Origin of the sequence: Saccharospirillum salsuginis, from assembly GCF_014651855.1 — a bacterium.
Classification (GTDB): domain Bacteria; phylum Pseudomonadota; class Gammaproteobacteria; order Pseudomonadales; family Natronospirillaceae; genus Saccharospirillum; species Saccharospirillum salsuginis.
In genome coordinates this window covers 1-19,520 of sequence record NZ_BMXR01000016.1, presented here as the reverse complement: position 1 = coordinate 19,520, position 19,520 = coordinate 1, and the positions used below count along the sequence as shown (strand labels likewise).

Sequence of the window (19,520 nt, the reverse complement as noted above, 5' to 3'; positions counted from 1 at the left end):
CGCAGCTGATGCCGGGGGTTCTCATCTGGGGTCGCCGTTAACCCATCCATGGGGGCTTGACCTCGGCATCCATGCCTCGGACATCCCCAGATGAGAACCCCCGGCATCAGCCGCTAGCCAACAGCCAACACTTAACAACAGAATCGTAGGTCGAATTAGGCCGAAGGCCGTAATCCGACAATGAACATTGGCACAAACGTTTACCTGAACCACGGTTCAATCGTAGGGTGGGCATTGCCCACCATTTCAAGCCATCCCACCCAGATCCCCTACCGCCGAGACGGCAAAAACTCATCCAAAACAATTGTCTCCTGCTCCTGCATCAACGCCTCGGCCCGGATCATGTGCTCGCGCATGATGCGACGAACATCCGCTTCGGATTCGCGTTTGAGGGCGGAGATGAGCTGCATTTGGTAGTGACGTCCGGTTTCCCAGAGTTCGGGATTAGGCAGGTCGTAGATGTTGTGGCACAGGCGGAGGTTTTTCAGCAGGCCGAGCAGGAAGTGGCAGGTGAAGCTGAGGATGGGGTTGGGGCACAGATCGACGAGCACTTCGTGGAAGCTGAGTTCGGCGATGCGCTGGGCGTGTTCTTCCTGTTGGTCGGTGGGCGGGGCGTCGTAGATGGTCATGGTGGTTTGCAGACGTTGAAAATCGCCCTCGCTCAGGCGTCCGACGACGCTGGCGGCCATTTCGGGTTCGAGGTGGACGCGCAGTTGGTAGATGTCGTGGATGGTGATGTCTTTGAAGTAGAAGTAGTTGGCCAGCAGGGACATGGCGCGGTCCGGGGGGACGTCGGCGACAAAGGCACCTCCGCCGGGGCCGGTGCGGGTGATGATCAGCCCCTGGGTTTCCAGGGCCTTGAGGGCTTCGCGAGCGGTGCCTTTGCTCGCGCTGAACTGGGTCATCAACTCCTTTTCCTGCGGGAGCCGGTCGCCGGGTTTCAGACGATGCTCGGCGATCAGTTGTTTCAACGCGTCGGCGACCTGGTCGGAGCGTTTGGTCATGGGTGTTGCCTGTTCATGGATGCTCCAGCGGATGATAACACGCCGCCCGGTGCTCTGGCCGATGGTCGGCGAGTTCGGGGTCGCTGGTCCGGCAGTCGTCCCGGGCATTGGGGCATCGCGGCGCGAAGGCGCACCCCTGTGGCGGATGGTAAGGGTCGGGCAGTTCGACGGCGTCGCTTTCCGGCGGCAGCACCCGGGTCTCGACACCCGGCACGCTGTCGAGCAGTCGGCGGGTGTAGGGGTGGATGGGCCGGGAGAAGAGATCGTCGACGCCGGCCTCTTCGACGATGCGGCCGAAGTACATGACAGCGACCCGGTCGCAAAAGTTGCGCACAACGCCGAGGTCGTGGCTGATGAACAGGTAGGTCAGCTGGAATTCCTCCCGCAGTCGCTTGAGCAGGTTCAGTACCTGCGCCTGTACCGACACATCGAGGGCGGACACCGGTTCGTCGAGGATCAGGATATCCGGCTCGGCGGCCAGCGCCCGGGCGATGCCGATGCGTTGCGCCTGCCCGCCGGAAAACTCATGCGGATAGCGATCCAGAAATTCCGGTCTGAGGTTGACGTGCTCCATCAGTTCGGCCAGTCGACGCTCCCGTTCCTCGGCGTTCATGCCACGCAGGTGCTTGAGCGGCGCGGAGAGGATCTCGCGGATCGTCTTGCGCGGGTTCAATGAGCTGTTCGGGTCCTGGAAGATGTATTGAACGCGACGCGACAGCACCTTGAGGTTGGGCTTGTGGCCCGCGGCGGCCAATGGCTCCCCGTCGAAACGGATCTCGCCGTCGGTCGGGTATTCCAGCCCGACCAGCATTTTGGCCAGGGTCGATTTTCCGCATCCGGATTCGCCGACGATACCGAGGATTTCGCCGGGACGGACCCGAAACCCCAGATCCCGCACCGCGTGGACGGCCGGGATGGGCCGACGGAACAGGGTCCGCCCGCCGCCGAATCGTTTGACCAGTCCGGTCACTTCCACCTTGTTCATAGCACCTCCCGGGCAAAGATACAGCGCGCCTGGCGTTGGTCGGTCAGGGGTTCCAGGTCGATGGGGGCCTGACGACAGCGTTCGACGGCCCGATCACAGCGGTCGGCGAACTTGCACCCCACCGGCAGGTCGCTGACCTTCGGTGGCAGGCCGGGAATCTCGGTCAGATTCCCTTGCTTCCGGTTCACATCCGGCACACAAGCGATCAACCGCTGGGTGTAGGGGTGGGCCGGATTCGCCAGGACCTCGGCCACCGGGCCGACCTCGACCAGTTCGCCGGCGTACATGACCGCGACGCGGTCGCAAATGTCCGCCACCACGCCGAAGTCGTGAGTGATGAACATCAAACTGGCGTCCTGTTCGCGCCGCAGCTGGTTCAGCAGCTTCAGAATCTGGGCTTGAACGGTCACGTCCAGGGCCGTGGTCGGCTCGTCGGCGATCAGCAGCTGGGGTTCATTGGCAAGCGCCATGGCAATGCTGACGCGCTGACGCATGCCGCCGGAGAGCTGGTGCGGGTACACCTTGGCGCGTTCGCGGGCGTTCGGAATGCGTACATTTTCAAGCAGCGTCACAGCCTTGTCCCAGGCTTCCCGGTAGCTGTACGGGTGGTGCGCCCGCATCGCCTCGACCAATTGGTCACCGACGGTGAACAGTGGATGCAGAGTCGACAGCGGATCCTGGAAGATGTAAGCCAGTTCCCCGCCTCTCAGGTGCCGCAAACGATCGTCGCTCACCCCCAGAATGTTCTCGTTGCGGTAATTGACCTGACCACTGGCGATCACACCCGGCGGAGACGCCACCAGTCCCAGCAGCGACATGGCCGTGACCGACTTGCCGGACCCCGATTCACCGATGATCCCGAGGCACTCCCCCGGCTCGATATGAAACGTCGGTCCGTTCACCGCGCGGTGAATGTCCTGGCCGATGCGGAACTCGGTGTGCAAATCCTTCACTTCCAGAAGGCCCCGTTGCTCACCCCGGGCGGCGGTCTTGGCTTCATTGGCGACCTGAGTGCGCGCGGCGGGCCGCAATAGAGCCCCGGCTTTCAGGCGCGGGTCGAGCGCATCGCGGACACCGTCACCGAGCAGGTTGATGCTCATCACCAGAACAAAAATCACCAGACCGGGGATGGTCGCCACGTGCGGCGCGTTGATGATCAGACGCCGGCCCTCGCCGAGAATGGAGCCCAGATCCGCCTGTGGCGGTTGAGCGCCCAGACCGAGAAAGGACAGACCCGCCGTTTCCAGAATCATCCAGCCGACGGTGGTGGACATGGTGATGACAATGACCGGCAATACATTCGGCAAAACTTCCGTCAGCAGGATCAGCGTATTGCCTTTCCCCGACAGGCGGGCCGCATCGACGAACTCCCGGTTGCGCAGTGTCACAACCACACCACGGACATTCCGCGCAAAGAACGGTATGTTAACAATGGCAATGGCGTACAAGGCGTTCAACAATCCGGGCCCCAGAACAGCGACGATCGCAAGCGCCAACAAGATGTAGGGGAAGGCCATCAACATATCGATGCCGCGCATCAGGACACCATCGACCCGGCCGGCAAAATAACCCGCCAGCAAGCCTATGACGGATCCGAAGGTCGCGGCCACCAAGGTGGCGGTAATACCAACAGCGAGCGATACCCGAGTCCCCCAAAGGATACGGGACAACAAATCACGCCCTAATTGATCGGTGCCGAGAAAATGACCGTCACTGAACACTGGCAACAGGCGGTCGGACAGCGCGGTCGCATTCGGATCGGGCAACGGCAGCCAGGGCGTCACCAACACAGTCAATACCACCAGGCCAAGCACCACCAGCCCGAACCCGGCCAGATGATTGCGAAGCAGTAGTGCCAGTGGTCCCGCCCGGCCGCTCCGCTTTTTCAGTTGGGTTGCATTAGCGGTTGCCGTCGTCATGTGGACACCCTCGGATCAAGCATGACCTGGACGACATCCGCCACCAGGTTGAAAAATACATAAGCCGCGGCCACAACCAGCACCCCACCCTGCACCAGCAACAGATCACGGGTGGAAATGGCATTCACCAACATACTGCCGATGCCGGGCCACTGAAAAACCGTTTCGATATACACCGCCCCGCCCAACACAAAACCGGCCTGAATGCCGATGACTGGAACAATGCTGACCAGAGCCGCCTTGAACGCATGACGATAAATTACCCGACGTTCGTTCAGCCCCTTGGCCCGAGCGGTACGAATATAATCCTGCCGCAACACTTCCAGCATGCTGGCCCGGGTGAGACGGGCGATCACTCCCGTGGCGATAAACGCCAACGTCGAGGCCGGCAGGATTAAATGAAGAATCAAATCCGGCAGATCGCCCCCGCCATAGACTGCGAACATGCCACTGGCCGGCAGCCATCGCAGCTGAACGGCGAACAGCATGATCATCAAAAGACCGAGCCAGAATGCTGGTGTGGAAATACCGATAAGAACGATCAGGGTCAGAATTTTATCCGCCCAACCGTATTGATACACGGCGGATATGATGCCAACCAACAAACCGAAAATAGAGCACAGCACCAAGGCGGTACCGGCAAGAATCAAGGTAGCGCCAAACCGCTCCCCGACGATTTCGATGACTTCCCGATTCTGGTTATAGGATCGGCCGAAATCGCCCTGGACCACATTGCCCAGCCAGGTCAGATATTGCTGCACCAGTGGTTTATCGAGCCCGAGTTGGGCATTGAGCTGAGCCACGTTTTCGGGCGTGGCATAGCTGCCCAGAATCGCGGTAGCGGGGTCGCCGGGAATGAGCGCCATGATGAAAAAGACAATCACGGTCAGTCCGAACAGAACCGGTATTGTCATCACCAGACGTCGCCCGATGTAGGGCCAGATTTGGCGTTCCATAATTCACCCTGATGATTGAATTGGGGTTTCCATAGGTGCCAATGGTTCGCGGCGGATGCCTGGGATACGGGACCCCAGTAACCACTGCATCGGTTGCCAGGAATTCGTGGTGGCTGCCGGGTGGTCTCATTCGGGGTCGCCATGAACCCATCCATGGGGGCTTGACGGCAGCATCCATGCTGCCCACATCCCCGACTGAGACCACCCGGCATCCGCCACTTTACGTGGGTGGTTAAGTCATCGTATCCCAGGCATCCGCCGCTTGCCTGGTAGCCTAAATTTCCGTTTCCACCGCCAGCTACTGCTTACTCACATCGTGAAGCAGCAACAGGAACGAAGGCTGCAGCTTAAAGTTTTGCACATTGGACGTGGCAACGGCGTTTTGCTGCCAATTGGCGATAAACGCCCAGGGCGCGTCCTCGTAGACGATTTCCTGCATTTCCTTGTACAGGCGGGCGCGTTCAGCCTGGTCGGTACTGGTGCGGGCCTTGTTGAGCAGTTCGTCCACGCGCTCGTTGCTGTAGTAGCCGGAGTTGAAACCGCCGTTTTCCGGCCAGGCTTCGGTGCGCAACGCCAGGAAAGGCAGTGTGTCCGGGTCGTTGGTCATCCAGGCCATTTCCGCCATGTCGGCTTTGCCTTCCAGGCCTGGATTGACCCGGCCGAGGAAGGTGTTCCATTCGTAAGTCTCGATATTCACATCCAGACCGACGGCGGCCAGGTCGGCTTGGATCGCCGTGCCCATGGAGATCGGGTCAAGCATACCGGAGCCGCCCTCGGTGACGTAGAAGGTGACTTCGGCGCCATCCGCACCAGCGGCCTGAATCAATTCACGCGCCTTGTCCGGGTCGTAGGGGTACGGCTCCAGGTCTTCGTTGTACGCCCAGCCAAAGGCGGGAGGCGTAGGACCGGTGGCGACGGTGGCGGTGCCCTGCAGGACATCTTCGACCAGCGCTTTCTTGTTGATCGCGTAGTTAACCGCCTGACGAACGCGCTTGTCGTTCATGGGTTCTTCTTTCAGGTTGAGAATCAGGAACCAGAGGTGCGGTCCGGCTTGTTCGTAGATGTTGAAACTGTCGTCACTGGCGAAGGTGGCGACGTTGTCCGGCGGTACTTCCACCATCATGTCGATGCCGCCGGAGAGCATTTCGGCGACCCGGGTGTTGGCGTCGGTGATCGGGCGGAAGACGACGGCTTCCAGGTCCGGTGCGCCGTCCCAGTAGTCGTCATTGCGGCTGACCACGACGCGTGAATTGGCTTCCCATTCCTCGAATTGGTAGGCACCGGTGCCGGACGGATTCCGGCCGACGTCTTCGCCATGTTCACGCACGGCGGACGGCGAGATGATCAGCCCGGTCGGGTACGCGAGGTTGGACAGGAACGGGGCGAAGGGTTCGGACAGGGTGAACCGGACGCGGTATTCGCCGAGCGCTTCGACTTCGGCGACCTGCCCGAAGTAGAACGCCAGCGGGAAGGGGCCGGTGTCGTGGTAGGGGTGGTCTTCGTTGAGCATGCGTTCGAAGTTGAAGACGACGGCTTCGGCGTTGAACGGTGTGCCGTCGTGGAATTCGACGCCTTCGCGCAGGTCGAAGGTGTACTGGGTGCCATCGTCGCTGATGGTCCAGCTTTCGGCCAGGGACGGTTCGACGTTGAGGGTGCCGTCCTGGTAGCGCACCAGCCCGTCGTAGATGTTGACGAGGATGCGGAAGTCGTTGACCGCTGTGACCGCGTGGGGGTCCAGGGATTGGGGTTCGGCGATTTGGCCGACGACCAATACGTTGGGGGGCGTTTCAGCCCAGAGGGTGCTGCCGGCCAGGACGGCCAGCCCCATGAGCAGGGTTCGGATGGTCTGTTTCACGGTTGGGGCCTCTCTTTGCTTCGCTTCGCGGGTTTGTTGTTGTGATTGCGTTCAAGAGGGAATGGCTCGGCAATTCCCTGTCTTGTCTGGGTGCCCGGGTTCCAAGGTGGTTGATGGTCCGTGCAGGGTACCGGGGGCACTCTTCCAGGGGCCGCTGTGAATACGTCCATGTACGCTTAACTTCGCCATCCATGGCTCAGATACCCCTTCCAGAGTACCCCCGGCACCCTGCACTCGCTCATCGGACACACAAAGACCCAGGTCCAAGGACTGTTCCGATTCTGAAAATACATTTATCACTATAAATTAGTGGACGCAAGGAATTTTATAGTGATAAATTGCCAATCAACTTCTGAACGGACGGAGCGGCATGACCTATTCCATTATCGCCAAGGACAGACACACCGGCGCGCTGGGCGTTGCGACGGCCACGGGCAGTGTGGCTGTGGGCGGTTTTGTGCCGCATGTGCGCTTTCAGACTGGCGCGATTGCGACTCAGGGAGCGTTTACGAATTGGATGTATGGGGAGCAAGGCCTGGCACTGTTGAGCAGTGGGATGTCGGCGGAGGCGGTGAAGGATCGGTTGATTCAGCTGGATCAGGGTCGCAATGAGCGGCAGTTGATTGTGCTGGATCAACAGGGCGGAACGGCGGCGCATACGGGGTCGTCGAATTTGTCGGAGAAGCGGCATTTTTGCGGCGATCACTTTGCGGTGGCGGGCAATATGCTGCGCTCGGAGCAGATTGTTGAGGTGATGAAGGAGGCGTTCGAGGCGCGGCCGCAGGCGCCGCTGCATGAGCGTTTGCTGGCGGCGATGAGTGCGGGGGAGGCGTACGGTGGCGATTATCGCGGCACGCACAGTGCGGCGTTGAAGGTGCAGTACCGGGATCGACCGCCGGTGGATCTGCGTGTGGATTGGGCGGAGTCGAACTGCATCGATCAGTTGTGGGTGTTGTACGAGAAGACCCAGAGCCATGCCTTTCAGGCGTTCCTGGCCGGGGTGCCGACCTTTGACGAGCCGACGCGCACGGGGCCGGTCAGCGATGAGGAGGTGAAGTGATGTCGATGGGCGAGCGGATCATGGCGTTATCCGAACGGGCCGCTGTGCATTCGGAGCCGGGTCCGGGGGTGACCCGGTTGCTGGGGACGCCGGAACACAAGGCGTTGCTGGCGGATTTGTCGGGCTGGATGAAACAGGCCGGTCTGTCGGTGGAATTGGACGGGGCAGGAAACCTGGTCGGGCGCACGGTGCCGGTGGCCGGGGCGAAGACGCTGATCATCGGCTCGCATCAGGACACGGTCCGTCAGGGCGGCAAGTACGATGGCATGCTGGGTGTCTTGCTGCCTCTGGTAGTACTCGAGGATCTGCACAAGTCCGGAACCACCCTGCCCGTCAACATCGAACTGGTGGCTTTCAGCGATGAGGAAGGCGCCCGGTTTTCATCGACGCTGGTGGGCAGTTCGGCGCTGGCCGGTACGTTCGAGTCCACTATGCTGGACGCCCTGGACCGGGACGGGAACACGCTTGGCGATGCACTCCGGGATCTCGGCGCCGACCCGTCGACCATCCCGCAACTGGCCCGCGACCCGGATCGGATCGCCGGTTTTCTGGAAGTGCACATCGAACAGGGTCCTGCACTGGAATCCCTGGATTTGCCGGTCGGCATCGTGACCGCGATTACCGGCATTGAACGCCACAGTGTGACGATCACCGGCAAGGCCGGGCATGCCGGCACAACGCCGATGCATTTGCGCCGGGATGCGCTGGTCGCAGCCACCGAGGTGGTCCGAATCGTCGATCGGCTGTGCCGGGACACCGACGACCTGGTCGGCGTGGTCGGTGAATTGAACGTGACACCGAATGCCGTCAATGTCATCCCCAGCCAAGTCGACCTGACTGTGGAGCTGCGGTCGCCATCGTCGGTGATTCGCCGCGAAGCCCGCGAACAATTGTTCCGGGAAATCGAAGGCGCTCTGAACCAAAGCCCTTGCCAATGGCGGCACGAACGGCGCTACGAACAAACGGAGGTGCGCTGCTCCGACGCCATCCAGACCCGTCTCGCACGTTCGATTGAAGCAGAAGGCTTCGAACCGCACCGACTATTCAGCGGCGCCGGTCACGACGGACTGGCCATGAACGCCCTGACCGAGGTCGGCATGCTGTTCGTGCGCTGCAAGGACGGTTTGAGCCATCATCCGGACGAAGCCATCACGGCGGCGGACGCCGACAGCGCCGCCCGCGTCCTGCGTCACTGCCTGCAACACTGGGAGGCCCGCGACTGATGCGTCACCACACCGACCGGCCCCAACCCGACCCGGCCCGACTGAAAGCCACACTGGACGAACTGCTGCGCATCGACAGCCCGACCGGCGACACCGCCGCCATGGAAGCCGCCATGCGCGAACGACTGCAAGACTTCCCGCTCCAGGTCACCACCACCGCACGCGGCAATGTCCTCGCCGCCAGCGGTCCGAACCCGAAACGCGCCATCGCCGCCCACCTCGATACCCTGGGCGCCATGGTGCAATCCATCTGGCCCAATGGCCGGCTGGAACTGACCCCGCTCGGTACCTGGTCCGCCCGCTTTGCCGAAGGCGCCCGCGTTACCATTAAAACCCGCAAGGGCCCGATTCGCGGCACCATCCTGACCCAACTGTCCTCAGGTCATGCCTACAACGATGCCGTCGACGAACAACCGGTCGGCTGGTCGCAACTGACCCTGCGCCCGGACATTCCCACCACCAGCCGTGCCGACACCGAAGCCGCCGGCTTCCAGCCCGGCGACATCGTCTGCGTCGACCCGCAACCGGAGTTCACCGACTCGGGCTACCTGTGCAGCCGCTTCCTCGACAACAAAGCCGGCATCGCCTGCACCCTCGAGATGCTCAGCCTCATGCACGAACACCGCCTGACCCCGGACATCCCCTTCGTGCTCGCCTACACCAACGCCGAAGAAGTCGGGCTCGGCGCCGGAACCGCCCTGCCCCGCGGACTCGATGAACTCATCAGCGTCGACATCGCCCCCGTCGCCGACAACCAGAACAGTCGCGAAAATACCGTCAGCCTCGGCTACAAAGACAGCCTCGGCCCCCATAACCGCGACCTGCTCGGCCAGCTCGAACACCTCGCCGAACGCCACCACATCCCCCACGTCCGCGACGTCTTCCGCCACTACCACAGCGACTGCTCCTCCACCCTCAACGCCGGCTACGACGTCCGCACCGCACTCATCGGCTTCGGCACCGACAGCACCCACGGCTACGAACGCACCCACATCGACAGCCTGCTCGGCATAACCCGACTGCTCCTGGCCTATACCCTCAGTCCCGAACATAACGACTAACAGAGTATGGACAGCCGTAAAAACCGCTGCCATGCTTGAACCTGTAACCGCTTTACGGTCGTAGGATTAAGTACGCCAAACGGCGAATTACTGAATTCCCAGGTTGAATGCGGCGATTTTAAAGTTGGCTAGTAGTCGGGGCTTGGGTTGCTCTGGAAGGAACATCTGAGCCATGGATGGCGAAGTTAAGCGCCCATGGAAGGGTTCACAGCGGTTCCTGGAAGAGCAACCCAAGTCCCGACTGCGGGTTCCAGGCACCCAAGCGACCCACCAAGACCCATGGATCAGAATCAACAGTTCATCGAATACCATGACGCCCTGATGAAACTCAGTCACGACCCTGACTTCATCAGCGACAACCGACAGGACAAACTGGCTGCCCTGGTCCACCTCGTGGGTACTCGCCTGAACATCGACCGCGTCGGCGTCTGGCGCATGAACGGGTCCGACACCGCCATCGACAGTGAAATCCTCTTTCAACTCAACGATGGCACCCACAACGACGGTACCCGGCTGGACCAGGCACTCAATCCGGCCTACTTCAGAGCCCTGCTGCGCGCCCGGGTCATCGACGCCAGCGATGCGCGCAACGACCAGCGCACTCGCGATTTCAACGACAACTACCTGAGACCGCTGGGCATCCACTCCCTGCTCGACGCCCCCATTTTCGATGAAGGACGCCTGAGCGGCATCCTCTGTCTGGAGACCTTGAAACCCCGGCAATGGACGCTTCCGGAAATGTCTTTCGCCACCGCCATCGCCGACACCATCAGCCTGATCAACACCCACGAAGCCTGGCGCCTGTCGCAGCAGGAACTCGACTACATCACCCATTTCGACGACCTGACGGGGCTTCCGAACCTGCGCTCCCTGCGCGAGCGTCTGCAACACCTGACTCACCCCGCCACATCCGAAAACCTGCCACCCTTCGCCCTGATCTGGGTGGACCTCGATCGACTGAAATCCATCAACGACGGTATGGGCCAGATGGTGGGCAATCAGGTGATCACGGAAGTCGCGGATCGGTTGCGCAATCTGTTCATACCCGGCAAGGACAAGATCGCCCGTTGCGGCGGAGACGAATTCGCTCTGTTGATACGCAACCGAATGAACACCGAAGAATTGCATTCGCTGGCCGAAACCATTCGTCGCACCATCGCTCAACCGATCCGCATCGCCGGACACGCTTTGCAGGTCGGGTCCTCCCTGGGCATCAGTCGCTTTCCGCTCGACGGGAAGGATGCCGCCAGCTTGCTGAAACACAGCGAAGCGGCCATGTACCACGCCAAGGAATCCGGACGGGGCCAGACCCAGATATTCCACACCGACCTGTCCGCCGATGCGCGATCACGCTTTCTGATGGAATCGCAACTGCGCTCGGCGATTCTCAACCACGAACTGGATGTGTTCTACCAACCCATCGTCGATGCCTCCGATCAACGTCTGGTCATGGTGGAAGCCCTGGTTCGTTGGCACCACGACGCCCACGGCTGGTTGGCGCCGGGCCGCTTCCTGGACCTGGCCCGGGCCGGCGGTTTGATGGTGGAGCTGGGGGAAGCGGTGATGCACCGCATCGGTCGGGATTGTGCCCGTGCCCGCGAACAGGGCATCCGGATGCCGGTTGTGGCCGTGAATCTGGCCTCGGAACAACTGTTGGAGGTGGACCTGCCGGAGCGACTGAACGCCATCCTCTCCAAGTATGGACTGTCCGGCCGGCAATTCGAATTCGAAGTCACCGAGGACGCCATCAAGGCCGACTCGGAAACCCTTCAGGATATCCTGCAACGGCTGGTCGAACTCGGGGCTCAGCTCTCGATCGACGACTTCGGTACCGGGTACTCGTCGCTGGCCCGCTTGAAGCATCTGCCCGTCTCGAAACTCAAGATCGACCGCTCCTTTATTCGAGACCTGCCTTCCGATGCGGACGACTGCGCCATCACCCTGTCCATTCTCGGGCTGGCCAAGGGGCTCGGCTTGTCCGTCGTGGCCGAAGGTGTGGAAACCCAGGCCCAGGAGGCCTGGCTGATGCATCAGGACTGTGACTTTCTGCAGGGTTATCGCTACAGCCGGCCAGTGCCCTTCGACCGACTGCTTCCCGGCTTTCTACACGTGCCCGATCACACCTGAAACCGGCTGACGATGGATTTCAACTGCTCGGCCATCGTCTCCAGTTCGACGGTGGCCTGAGCCACTTCCTGTGTGGATTTGTCGTTGGTTTCAGCCATGGTGGCGATGCGTTCAACGTTTTGCGCCACTTCATTGCTCGCCTGGCTCTGTTCGTTCAGCCGTTCCGAAATTTCACTGAACACCGTCACCACGCGTTGGGCGGAATCCTGAATGTCCTTGATCGCATCGCCGGCCTCATGGCCGAGCTTGGCGACGCTGTCGACGTCGTCCAGGTTCTGGCGCATCATGCCGACGGCATCGCGGGTTCCGTCCCGCATCTTGCCGATCATGGAGGTGATGGTGTGCGCCGAGTCCGTCGTCCGGCTGGCCAGGTTGCGGACTTCCTCGGCCACGACAGCGAAGCCCCGGCCCTGCTCGCCGGCACGGGCCGCTTCGATAGCGGCGTTCAGCGCCAGCAAATTGGTTTGTTCGGCGATGTTTTCGATCACTTCGATGATCGTCGCTACTTCTTCGGAGACCTCATCCAGAGCGGTCATGCGATCGGAAGCCTGACGGACCGAGTCCGCGATGTGCTGCATCTGATGGTCGGCCGCTTCAATGACTTCGGCGCCGCGCCGGGAACTGTCGTCCGTGGCTTCGGATATTTCCCGGGCTTCGGACGCGTTGCCGGCCAAATGGTCGATGTTGGTGGTCAACTCTTCGATGGTCGACGCCATCGAGGTCGCTGCTTCACTCTGACGACGCGAATCGGTCGCCATGCGATCGCCGGCGACGGTCAACTGCCTGGCCGCACTCGCCAGTTCGAACGAGGCTTTGGAAATCTCCGTGATGGTGGTTTTGACCTGAGTCTGCATGGTGCCGAGGGCGCGCTGCAATCGACCCATTTCACCACCGTGAGTCACCTGGACGTCCTGACTGTAATCGCCGCGGGCAATGGTTTCGAGAGCGGCCACGGCGTCGTCCAGCGGACGCGCGACCATACGACGAGCCGACAGGATCAGCACGGCACCGACCACGACCACCGTTACCAGAATCGCCAACATCATGCGACTGGACACGCTTGAAGCCGTGGCCAGCATTTCCGACTTGGGCTGAGCCGCCGCAACCACCCAATCCAGTTCGGGAATGGCGCCGAAATGGACGACCCAGGGCGCCAGACCGTCCGGCCCGTTCAGCATCACTTCAAGATCGCCTTCGGATTCGTTCAACATCTGTCGCAACGCGGCATCCGACCCGCCGCCAAGAGAAGCGAAGGAACGCCCCTGATCGGTCGGGTGCGCCACCAGCTGCCCGCGCGTATTCCCTTGCTGGGTATTGAGGATAAAAATATGCCCCCGCGAGCCCACGGTTTGCTCGCGCAACCCATTGATGATGGCGGACAGACTGTCCGAATACTCGATGCCGATGTAGCGAATGCCGATCACCCGGTTCGAGGCATCGAAGATGGGGGAATAGTTGGTGACAAATTTCCGACCGAACAGGGTGACCTTGCCGTTGAACGCTTCGCCATCGAGATTACGTTGATAGGCGGGCGAGCTCCGGTCGAGCACGGTGCCGACGGCGCGGGACCCGCTTTCGGTCTTGACCGAGGTGACCACGCGGACAAAGTCGTCGCCGCGCCGGACAAAAATCGTGGCATTGCCGCCGGTGGCATCGGCGAACTGATCCACTTCGGTGTAATCCCCGGCGATCGGTCGTCCGGCGTTCAACAAAGCCGGCACTTGCTGACCGGCCACGACCTGGGTTTCGCCGGTATCCACCTCGAAAGTTCCGGGAAACAACTTTCCAAACACAGCGGACAGCTTGGCGGCTTCCGCCTCCAGCTCCGTGTTATAGGCTTTCACCGATTGGGTGGTGGCTTCGACCAATTGAGTGAGGTTCGCACGCCCCTGCTGTTCAGCGGCCTGGCGAACGCTTGCGGTCATGAACAGGCTTGAAATACCCAGGGAGAGAACAATCGATATACCAATGACTGAGACCAACCGAAAGGCCACCGAACCTGGCAACTTCATCTGACTACCTCGTCTCTTTGTAGCGAACTGAGTCGCTGAATGGATGCGGACGATCGTTCCGATCCGCTTGAGACTTAGACATACGTCAAGGAAGAAAAAACGGTTCAATGATTTGAGAAACAGGTCACAATAAAAAACCCGAAGCCATCTCTGACTTCGGGTTCCGATTGGTAGCGGGGGCAAGATTTGAACCTACGACCTTCGACGATTTTGAGGGAGAGAGTTGTGCCCGACGAGCTACCAGACTGCTCCGCCCCGCAATAAAAAACCCGGAATCATCTCTGATTCCGGGTTCGATTTGGTAGCGGGGGCAGGATTTGAACCTACGACCTTCGACGATTTTGAGGGGAGAGTTGAGCCCGACGAGCTACCAGACTGCTCCATTCCGGGCTCCCCCAGTCCATACGAAAAAACCCGAAGCCATTTCTGACTTCGGGTTCGTATTGGTAGCGGGGGCAGGATTTGAACCTACGACCTTCGACGATTTTGAGGGGAGAGTTGAGCCCGACGAGCTACCAGACTGCTCCACCCCGAAATAAAAAACCCGGAATCATCTCTGATTCCGGGTTCGTATTGGTAGCGGGGGCAGGATTTGAACCTACGACCTTCGGGTTATGAGCCCGACGAGCTACCAGACTGCTCCACCCCGCAATAAACTGTTTTGAAGTGCCTTTGTCGGCTGGCTTTTGACCGTTTGGTCATTGCCCCTTCAACGGATGCGAATATTAAGGACAGTCCGGCCAACTGTCAACTAACTTTTTGATTTTTTTCAATTTTTTCTACTCATCCACGCCTCGCGGGCCGCCTTCATGCGCACGGCCAGCGGCTCGTAGTCGGCCTGGGCCACGCTGCCTGTGGCCAGCCAATCGACGACGGCCTGTTCAAAGTCGGTCGGGCTGGTCGAGCGGCCCAGGCCTTCCTGCAGCCGTTTAACCTGCAATTCCATACGCAAGGCACGGTCCGCTTCCGGTGTTTCCAGGTCGGACAGGGCTTCGAGCTCGATCGTGCGGCGGCGCAATTCCTCGGCATCCTCCGGCTGGGGCGGCAAACGCCAGCTGTTCAGCCGGTCGGACAGGTCGCGCGCCGGAGCCGGCACCTCCATCCGCTCGAAATCGCCTCGCAGCACATCGAGGTCGACGCTCTCGTCGAACCGGGCCCGGTGCACCCAGTCGATCAGGTCCAGCCAGTGCTGGTCCTTCTGGCGATTGCGTTGCACCCGGCTGGCGGCCTCGAACGCCTTGCAGGCTTTGGTGTAGCGGTCCATCAATTCCTTGTGGTGCGCCTTGGGTAATGTCCCCAGGTGCTTGAAGGCTTCGCGCAGCGACTGGTACTGCTCCTGCTCGGCCAGGACATCGTCCAGTTTGGCCAGGGCGTCGATCTGGCCGATCAGGCGTTCGGCCTCGATGCGATGCTCTTCCAGATCGGCCTTGAAGGCCTCGATTTGCTGACCGCGCCGCTCAAACAATTCATCGCAAATGGCCCGAAAGTCTTTCCAAAGCGCCTGTTCATCACGCCGGGCCAGATGGCCGGCCTGTTGCCATTCCTTCTGCAGTTGCTTGGCGGTCTCGGTGGCGTGGCGGACATCCTCTTCATCGAGCAGAGCCCGGGCCCGTTCGATGATCGCCAGCTTGGCGTCGCGGAATTCGGACTGTTCCTGCTGCAGCCGGCCGCGGATGCGCTGATAGACTTCATCGAACGCCTTCTGCACGTCTTTGTTGGCGGCCCGGTCGACCGGCGAGAAGCGCCGCCAATCCTGGCGCGCCATGTTCATCACCCGGTCGAGTTCCTTGATGTCCGGGTTTTCCCAGTCGGTAATTTCTTCGTACTGCTCCAACTGTTGCACCAGTTCGCGGCGTTTTTCCAAGTTCAGGCCGCGCAACTTGCTCTGTTCGTTGAAATATTCCCGGCAGGGTTCGTAGGCTTTTTGCGCCAGTTCATGGAACTGCTCCCACAAGTCCTGATGCTGGTTCTGCAACCCCCGGCTGAGCATGCGCCATTCGTCCTGCATGGCGCGGATGGCGCGAGCCCGGGCCTGAGGCTCTATCGATTGATCCACCATATGGCGCATGCGCTCGATCAGCGCTTCCTTCTTGGGTTGGACCGCGAAGCTCTGCCAGTCGCGCAGCTTCTCGACGGCTTCCCGGGTTTCCTCGAACTGACGGAACAGGCCCGGATGACGCCGCTCGGTCAGGCCTTCCAGGGCATCCTGCACGCCGTGCAACAGACCCGATGCACGCTTCAGGTGACCTTCATTGACGGCGGCCATGCAGCGGCGCATCAAGCCCCGGGCCTGACGGACGGCCTGCACTTCCTTCTTGCGATGCTCTTCCAGTTGATCGTGGTGAGCCGCCAGAACCTGTTCGACCCGGGCCTTGAGTTCCGGGGGCGGTGTATCGTCGGGCCAATCGAGATCGTGCAGCCATTCATCGAGGGCGTGTGCTTCCGCATCCATCTCGTCCGGTGAGTGTTCCAGACGCTGCAGCAATGCCTCCCAGCCACCAAAGCGTTTCTCGATGCTGGCCTGCTTGGCCAGCACGGCCTCGAAGGCGGTACAGAGACGATGAAAGGCCCGTTCCTCGTCCTTGCTGGGGCGACTCAACTGCTCGCTCTCGCGCCAGGCATGCTGCTGTTCGGTCAAAAACAGTTGGGCTTCGCGTACGTCATCCTCGCTCAGCGACAGGGCATCGATGCGTTCGCGTAATTCGTTCAGCACCCGCTCGGCGATGGACTGACGGTTCTGATCCGCCATGGCGAGTGCCTGATGGTGTTCCACTTCGGCCTGGGCGGCCTGCTCCAGTTCCTGAACCCGCGCTTCGGCGGTCTGGCGGGCCTGCTCGAAACGTTGACGCAACGCAGGGCTGGCCAGATCCTGCCAGCCCTGCCATTGGTCGACGAGGGACTTCAACTTGTTGGCATAGAGTGGGTCGAGCGAGGCACTGGCGTGACGCTCCATGGCGTCGACCACGGTCTTGGCTTTTTCTTCCTGTTCCTGGGCTTCGCGCTGGGACTGGCGAATGACATCCAGTTTGTCCTTGGCGATGCGATAGACCGCCTTGTCGCGGCCCTTGCTCGACTTGATCAGCACTTCAAGCGACGGTTCGGAGGTGACCTGTTCGGCCGCGGTTTTGCGCACCGAGGCGGAAAACCCCTTGATCGCGACCTTGACCCAGTCTTCCTCGCCAATGTCTTCAGGACGGGCGGATTCGTCCAGATGCAGTTCCAGGGCGATACGATCGGTCTTGTTCAGTCCTTGCGCCACCAAGTCGTTCAACGAGCTCTCCCCGGCCGTCAGTCGGCGGGCCAGTTCGGTCAGGGCAGTCAGATGCTCCTTGCGGTCGTCGCTGCGGCTAAGCGCGATCAGGTCCTCGAGTGTTTTCGGACCGGGATCGACCGGTGGTGAAGCAGGTTTTGTCGGGCTCGGCTGAGATTGCGTTTTCTTGTTCTTTTTGCTGCCAAACAGTTTGGTCAAGACCATGTCACATCCCTCGTCTGAACGTACCGGGCAACGCGGGAACGGCCCCTCGTGCCGGAAACACCAATCAATGTTAAGGTGGTGGGTTATCAGCCCAGTGTAAACCTTAATGCAAGGCCCCGGAACTCCCCTTCATGACACGACCAGCCAGCTTCCTGTGGTACGACTATGAAACGTGGGGCATCAACCCGCGACGCGACGGCATCGCCCAGTTCGCCGCCGTCCGGACCGATGCCGACCTCAACCCGATCGGCGACCCCGTCGACCTGAAATGCCGGCCGCTGGTCGACACCGTCATCGACCCGGGCGCCTGCCTGATCACCGGCCTCACGCCCCAGGGCTGCGACCGGCAGGGACTGTCGGAATGGGACTTCGCCGCGCGCATCCATGCGTTAATGTCCGAACCCGGCACCTGCACCACCGGCTACAACACCCTGCGCTTCGACGACGAATTCAGCCGCTACCTCTTCTATCGCAACCTGCTCGACCCATACAGCCGGGAATGGCGCAACGGCAACAGCCGCTGGGATCTGCTGGACGTGGTGCGCCTGACGTACGCCCTGCGCCCCGAGGGAATTGAATGGCCGACACACGACAGCGGTGCGCCCTCGTTCAAACTGGAACACCTGTCCGAGGCCAACGGCATCGAACACGCCAATGCCCACGACGCCGTCAGCGATGTCCTGGCGACGATCGAGATGGCCCGGCTGATCCGCCGGCATCAACCCAAGCTGTTCGACTACGCGTTGAGCCTGCGCAACAAACACGAAGTCCGCCGCCACTTGTCGCCGGAACAGCGCCAACCCATTGTGCATGTCAGTGGCATGATTCCGGCCGAGCGCGGCTGCCTGACGGTGGAATTACCATTGATGGAGCACCCGGATCGCAGCAACGAGATCATCGTGCTCGATCTGATCGAGGACCCGACCTGGTTGCTGGACCACAACGCCGACGATCTGCGAGCCTGGCTGTACAGCCCCGCGGACGAACTTCCCGATGGCATTCCCCGTCCGCCTCTGCGAACCATACACATCAACCGCAGCCCGATGGTGGCGCCCTATAAGATGCTGGACGATGCCGTGGCCGAGCGGTTCAACCTGGATCGCGACGCCATCGAGCGGCATCGACACATCGTCGACCGCTGGCACGACCTGGTCACACTGGCGCGGGACGTGTTTCGAAGCGGGGAACGCGAGCCGTTCGCCGACCCCGAACACGCGCTTTATGCTGGCTTCATCAATGACCACGATCGGGGCGTGCTCAACCGGATCCGTGCCGAGACCGCCCACCCCGAGCGCTGGCCCGGCCTGGCCGAGGACCTGCAGGACGAACGACAGCAAGCCCTGGTGTTCAACGCGCGCGGTCGGCACTTTCCCGATTCATTGGATGCCCGGGAAACCGTCCAGTGGCGGGAAGACATCCAGCGGCGCCTGAGCGACCCGGACTGGGGGTCCAGCCTGACTCTGGCGGAGGCTATCGAACGGACCGAAGCGGCATTGGAGGAGACGCCGGATTCCCAGGTATTAACCGATGTCTTGGCGTGGCTGCGCCAACAAGAAGCCGAGTGGTTAAAAGAGGCAACGAAACCTTCCGATAACACCGAAGAAGACGCTGCTCCTAACGTTCAGGAAAACCGAGCGGATAAGGATACGAATTCGACCAGACAGCCCGGACAATCCCAACTGGACCTGTTCGACTAGGAATCCGTCGCTTTTTTTCTCTAATTCCACCCAACGGTCATTTCCGTAGATACTCCGTTTAGCGTCAAGCCTTAAAATGCTCATCGCTGAACAAAAGCGCACTATCAAACGGCGTTTCATTCTTCATGCAAGCCCAGATACCAGTC

General features: G+C 60.9%; 12 protein-coding genes and 1 tRNA gene. 5 read left to right on the top strand and 8 right to left on the bottom strand.

The window, feature by feature from the left end:
- Positions 1 to 269: 269 nt before the first annotated feature.
- From IE111_RS22320 to IE111_RS22300, 5 genes are all read right to left on the bottom strand, one after another.
- A complete protein-coding gene (locus IE111_RS22320) occupies positions 270 to 1,004 on the bottom strand; it encodes a FadR/GntR family transcriptional regulator (RefSeq protein WP_189613072.1) in 735 nt (244 codons plus the stop codon).
- Between the two features lie 13 nt (positions 1,005 to 1,017).
- Positions 1,018 to 1,989 carry an ABC transporter ATP-binding protein gene (locus IE111_RS22315; protein WP_189613070.1) on the bottom strand — a complete coding sequence of 324 codons (972 nt, stop codon included), beginning with the start codon at positions 1,987 to 1,989 and terminating at the stop codon, positions 1,018 to 1,020.
- Entirely contained in the window at positions 1,986 to 3,908 is a 1,923-nt protein-coding gene (locus tag IE111_RS22310; RefSeq protein ID WP_189613069.1) for a dipeptide/oligopeptide/nickel ABC transporter permease/ATP-binding protein, read from the bottom strand. Before IE111_RS22310 ends, IE111_RS22315 begins: the two co-directional genes overlap by 4 nt.
- Complete coding sequence (locus IE111_RS22305) at positions 3,905 to 4,864, bottom strand: ABC transporter permease (protein ID WP_229805484.1); 960 nt, start codon at positions 4,862 to 4,864, stop codon at positions 3,905 to 3,907. Before IE111_RS22305 ends, IE111_RS22310 begins: the two co-directional genes overlap by 4 nt.
- A gap of 298 nt (positions 4,865 to 5,162) precedes the next feature.
- Complete coding sequence (locus IE111_RS22300; protein WP_229805483.1) at positions 5,163 to 6,719, bottom strand: ABC transporter substrate-binding protein; 1,557 nt, start codon at positions 6,717 to 6,719, stop codon at positions 5,163 to 5,165.
- A 370-nt stretch (positions 6,720 to 7,089) separates the two neighbouring features.
- Here IE111_RS22300 and IE111_RS22295 point away from each other — a divergent pair, with 370 nt between their 5' ends.
- The 4 genes from IE111_RS22295 (at position 7,090) to IE111_RS22280 (ending at position 12,190) form a co-directional block, all read left to right on the top strand.
- Complete coding sequence (locus IE111_RS22295) at positions 7,090 to 7,779, top strand: DUF1028 domain-containing protein (RefSeq protein ID WP_189613066.1); 690 nt, start codon at positions 7,090 to 7,092, stop codon at positions 7,777 to 7,779.
- Positions 7,779 to 9,002, top strand: coding sequence for a M20 family metallo-hydrolase (locus IE111_RS22290; protein ID WP_229805482.1), 1,224 nt, complete (start codon positions 7,779 to 7,781; stop codon positions 9,000 to 9,002). Before IE111_RS22295 ends, IE111_RS22290 begins: the two co-directional genes overlap by 1 nt.
- A complete protein-coding gene (locus IE111_RS22285; RefSeq protein ID WP_189613063.1) occupies positions 9,002 to 10,063 on the top strand; it encodes a zinc-binding metallopeptidase family protein in 1,062 nt (353 codons plus the stop codon). The genes IE111_RS22290 and IE111_RS22285 overlap by 1 nt, the downstream gene beginning before the upstream one ends.
- A gap of 279 nt (positions 10,064 to 10,342) precedes the next feature.
- Complete coding sequence (locus IE111_RS22280; RefSeq protein WP_189613061.1) at positions 10,343 to 12,190, top strand: putative bifunctional diguanylate cyclase/phosphodiesterase; 1,848 nt, start codon at positions 10,343 to 10,345, stop codon at positions 12,188 to 12,190.
- On the opposite strand, the gene IE111_RS22275 is transcribed toward IE111_RS22280, so the two are convergent.
- The 3 genes from IE111_RS22275 to IE111_RS22265 all read right to left on the bottom strand — a co-directional run bounded on the left by IE111_RS22275 (position 12,181) and on the right by IE111_RS22265 (position 17,677).
- Positions 12,181 to 14,115 carry a methyl-accepting chemotaxis protein gene (locus tag IE111_RS22275; protein ID WP_189613059.1) on the bottom strand — a complete coding sequence of 645 codons (1,935 nt, stop codon included), beginning with the start codon at positions 14,113 to 14,115 and terminating at the stop codon, positions 12,181 to 12,183. The two genes, IE111_RS22280 and IE111_RS22275, sit on opposite strands and share 10 nt — an antisense overlap.
- A 661-nt stretch (positions 14,116 to 14,776) precedes the next feature.
- A tRNA-Met gene (locus IE111_RS22270) sits at positions 14,777 to 14,853 on the bottom strand.
- Between the two features lie 118 nt (positions 14,854 to 14,971).
- A complete protein-coding gene (locus IE111_RS22265; protein WP_189613058.1) occupies positions 14,972 to 17,677 on the bottom strand; it encodes a DUF349 domain-containing protein in 2,706 nt (901 codons plus the stop codon).
- A 131-nt stretch (positions 17,678 to 17,808) separates the two neighbouring features.
- On the opposite strand from IE111_RS22265, the gene sbcB reads away from it, so the two are divergent.
- Complete coding sequence (gene sbcB, locus IE111_RS22260; RefSeq protein WP_189613055.1) at positions 17,809 to 19,374, top strand: exodeoxyribonuclease I; 1,566 nt, start codon at positions 17,809 to 17,811, stop codon at positions 19,372 to 19,374.
- Positions 19,375 to 19,520: the final 146 nt, after the last annotated feature.

Excerpts from the sequence above, each read along its gene's own strand:
- IE111_RS22320 (WP_189613072.1), bottom strand. The coding sequence starts at position 1,004 with ATGACCAAACGCTCCGACCAGGTCGCCGACGCGTTGAAACAACTGATC.
- IE111_RS22315 (WP_189613070.1), bottom strand. The coding sequence starts at position 1,989 with ATGAACAAGGTGGAAGTGACCGGACTGGTCAAACGATTCGGCGGCGGG.
- IE111_RS22310 (WP_189613069.1), bottom strand. The coding sequence starts at position 3,908 with ATGACGACGGCAACCGCTAATGCAACCCAACTGAAAAAGCGGAGCGGC.
- IE111_RS22305 (WP_229805484.1), bottom strand. The coding sequence starts at position 4,864 with ATGGAACGCCAAATCTGGCCCTACATCGGGCGACGTCTGGTGATGACA.
- IE111_RS22295 (WP_189613066.1), top strand. The coding sequence starts at position 7,090 with ATGACCTATTCCATTATCGCCAAGGACAGACACACCGGCGCGCTGGGC.
- IE111_RS22290 (WP_229805482.1), top strand. The coding sequence starts at position 7,779 with ATGTCGATGGGCGAGCGGATCATGGCGTTATCCGAACGGGCCGCTGTG.
- IE111_RS22285 (WP_189613063.1), top strand. The coding sequence starts at position 9,002 with ATGCGTCACCACACCGACCGGCCCCAACCCGACCCGGCCCGACTGAAA.
- IE111_RS22280 (WP_189613061.1), top strand. The coding sequence starts at position 10,343 with ATGGATCAGAATCAACAGTTCATCGAATACCATGACGCCCTGATGAAA.
- IE111_RS22275 (WP_189613059.1), bottom strand. The coding sequence starts at position 14,115 with ATGACCGCAAGCGTTCGCCAGGCCGCTGAACAGCAGGGGCGTGCGAAC.
- IE111_RS22265 (WP_189613058.1), bottom strand. The coding sequence starts at position 17,677 with ATGGTCTTGACCAAACTGTTTGGCAGCAAAAAGAACAAGAAAACGCAA.
- sbcB (WP_189613055.1), top strand. The coding sequence starts at position 17,809 with ATGACACGACCAGCCAGCTTCCTGTGGTACGACTATGAAACGTGGGGC.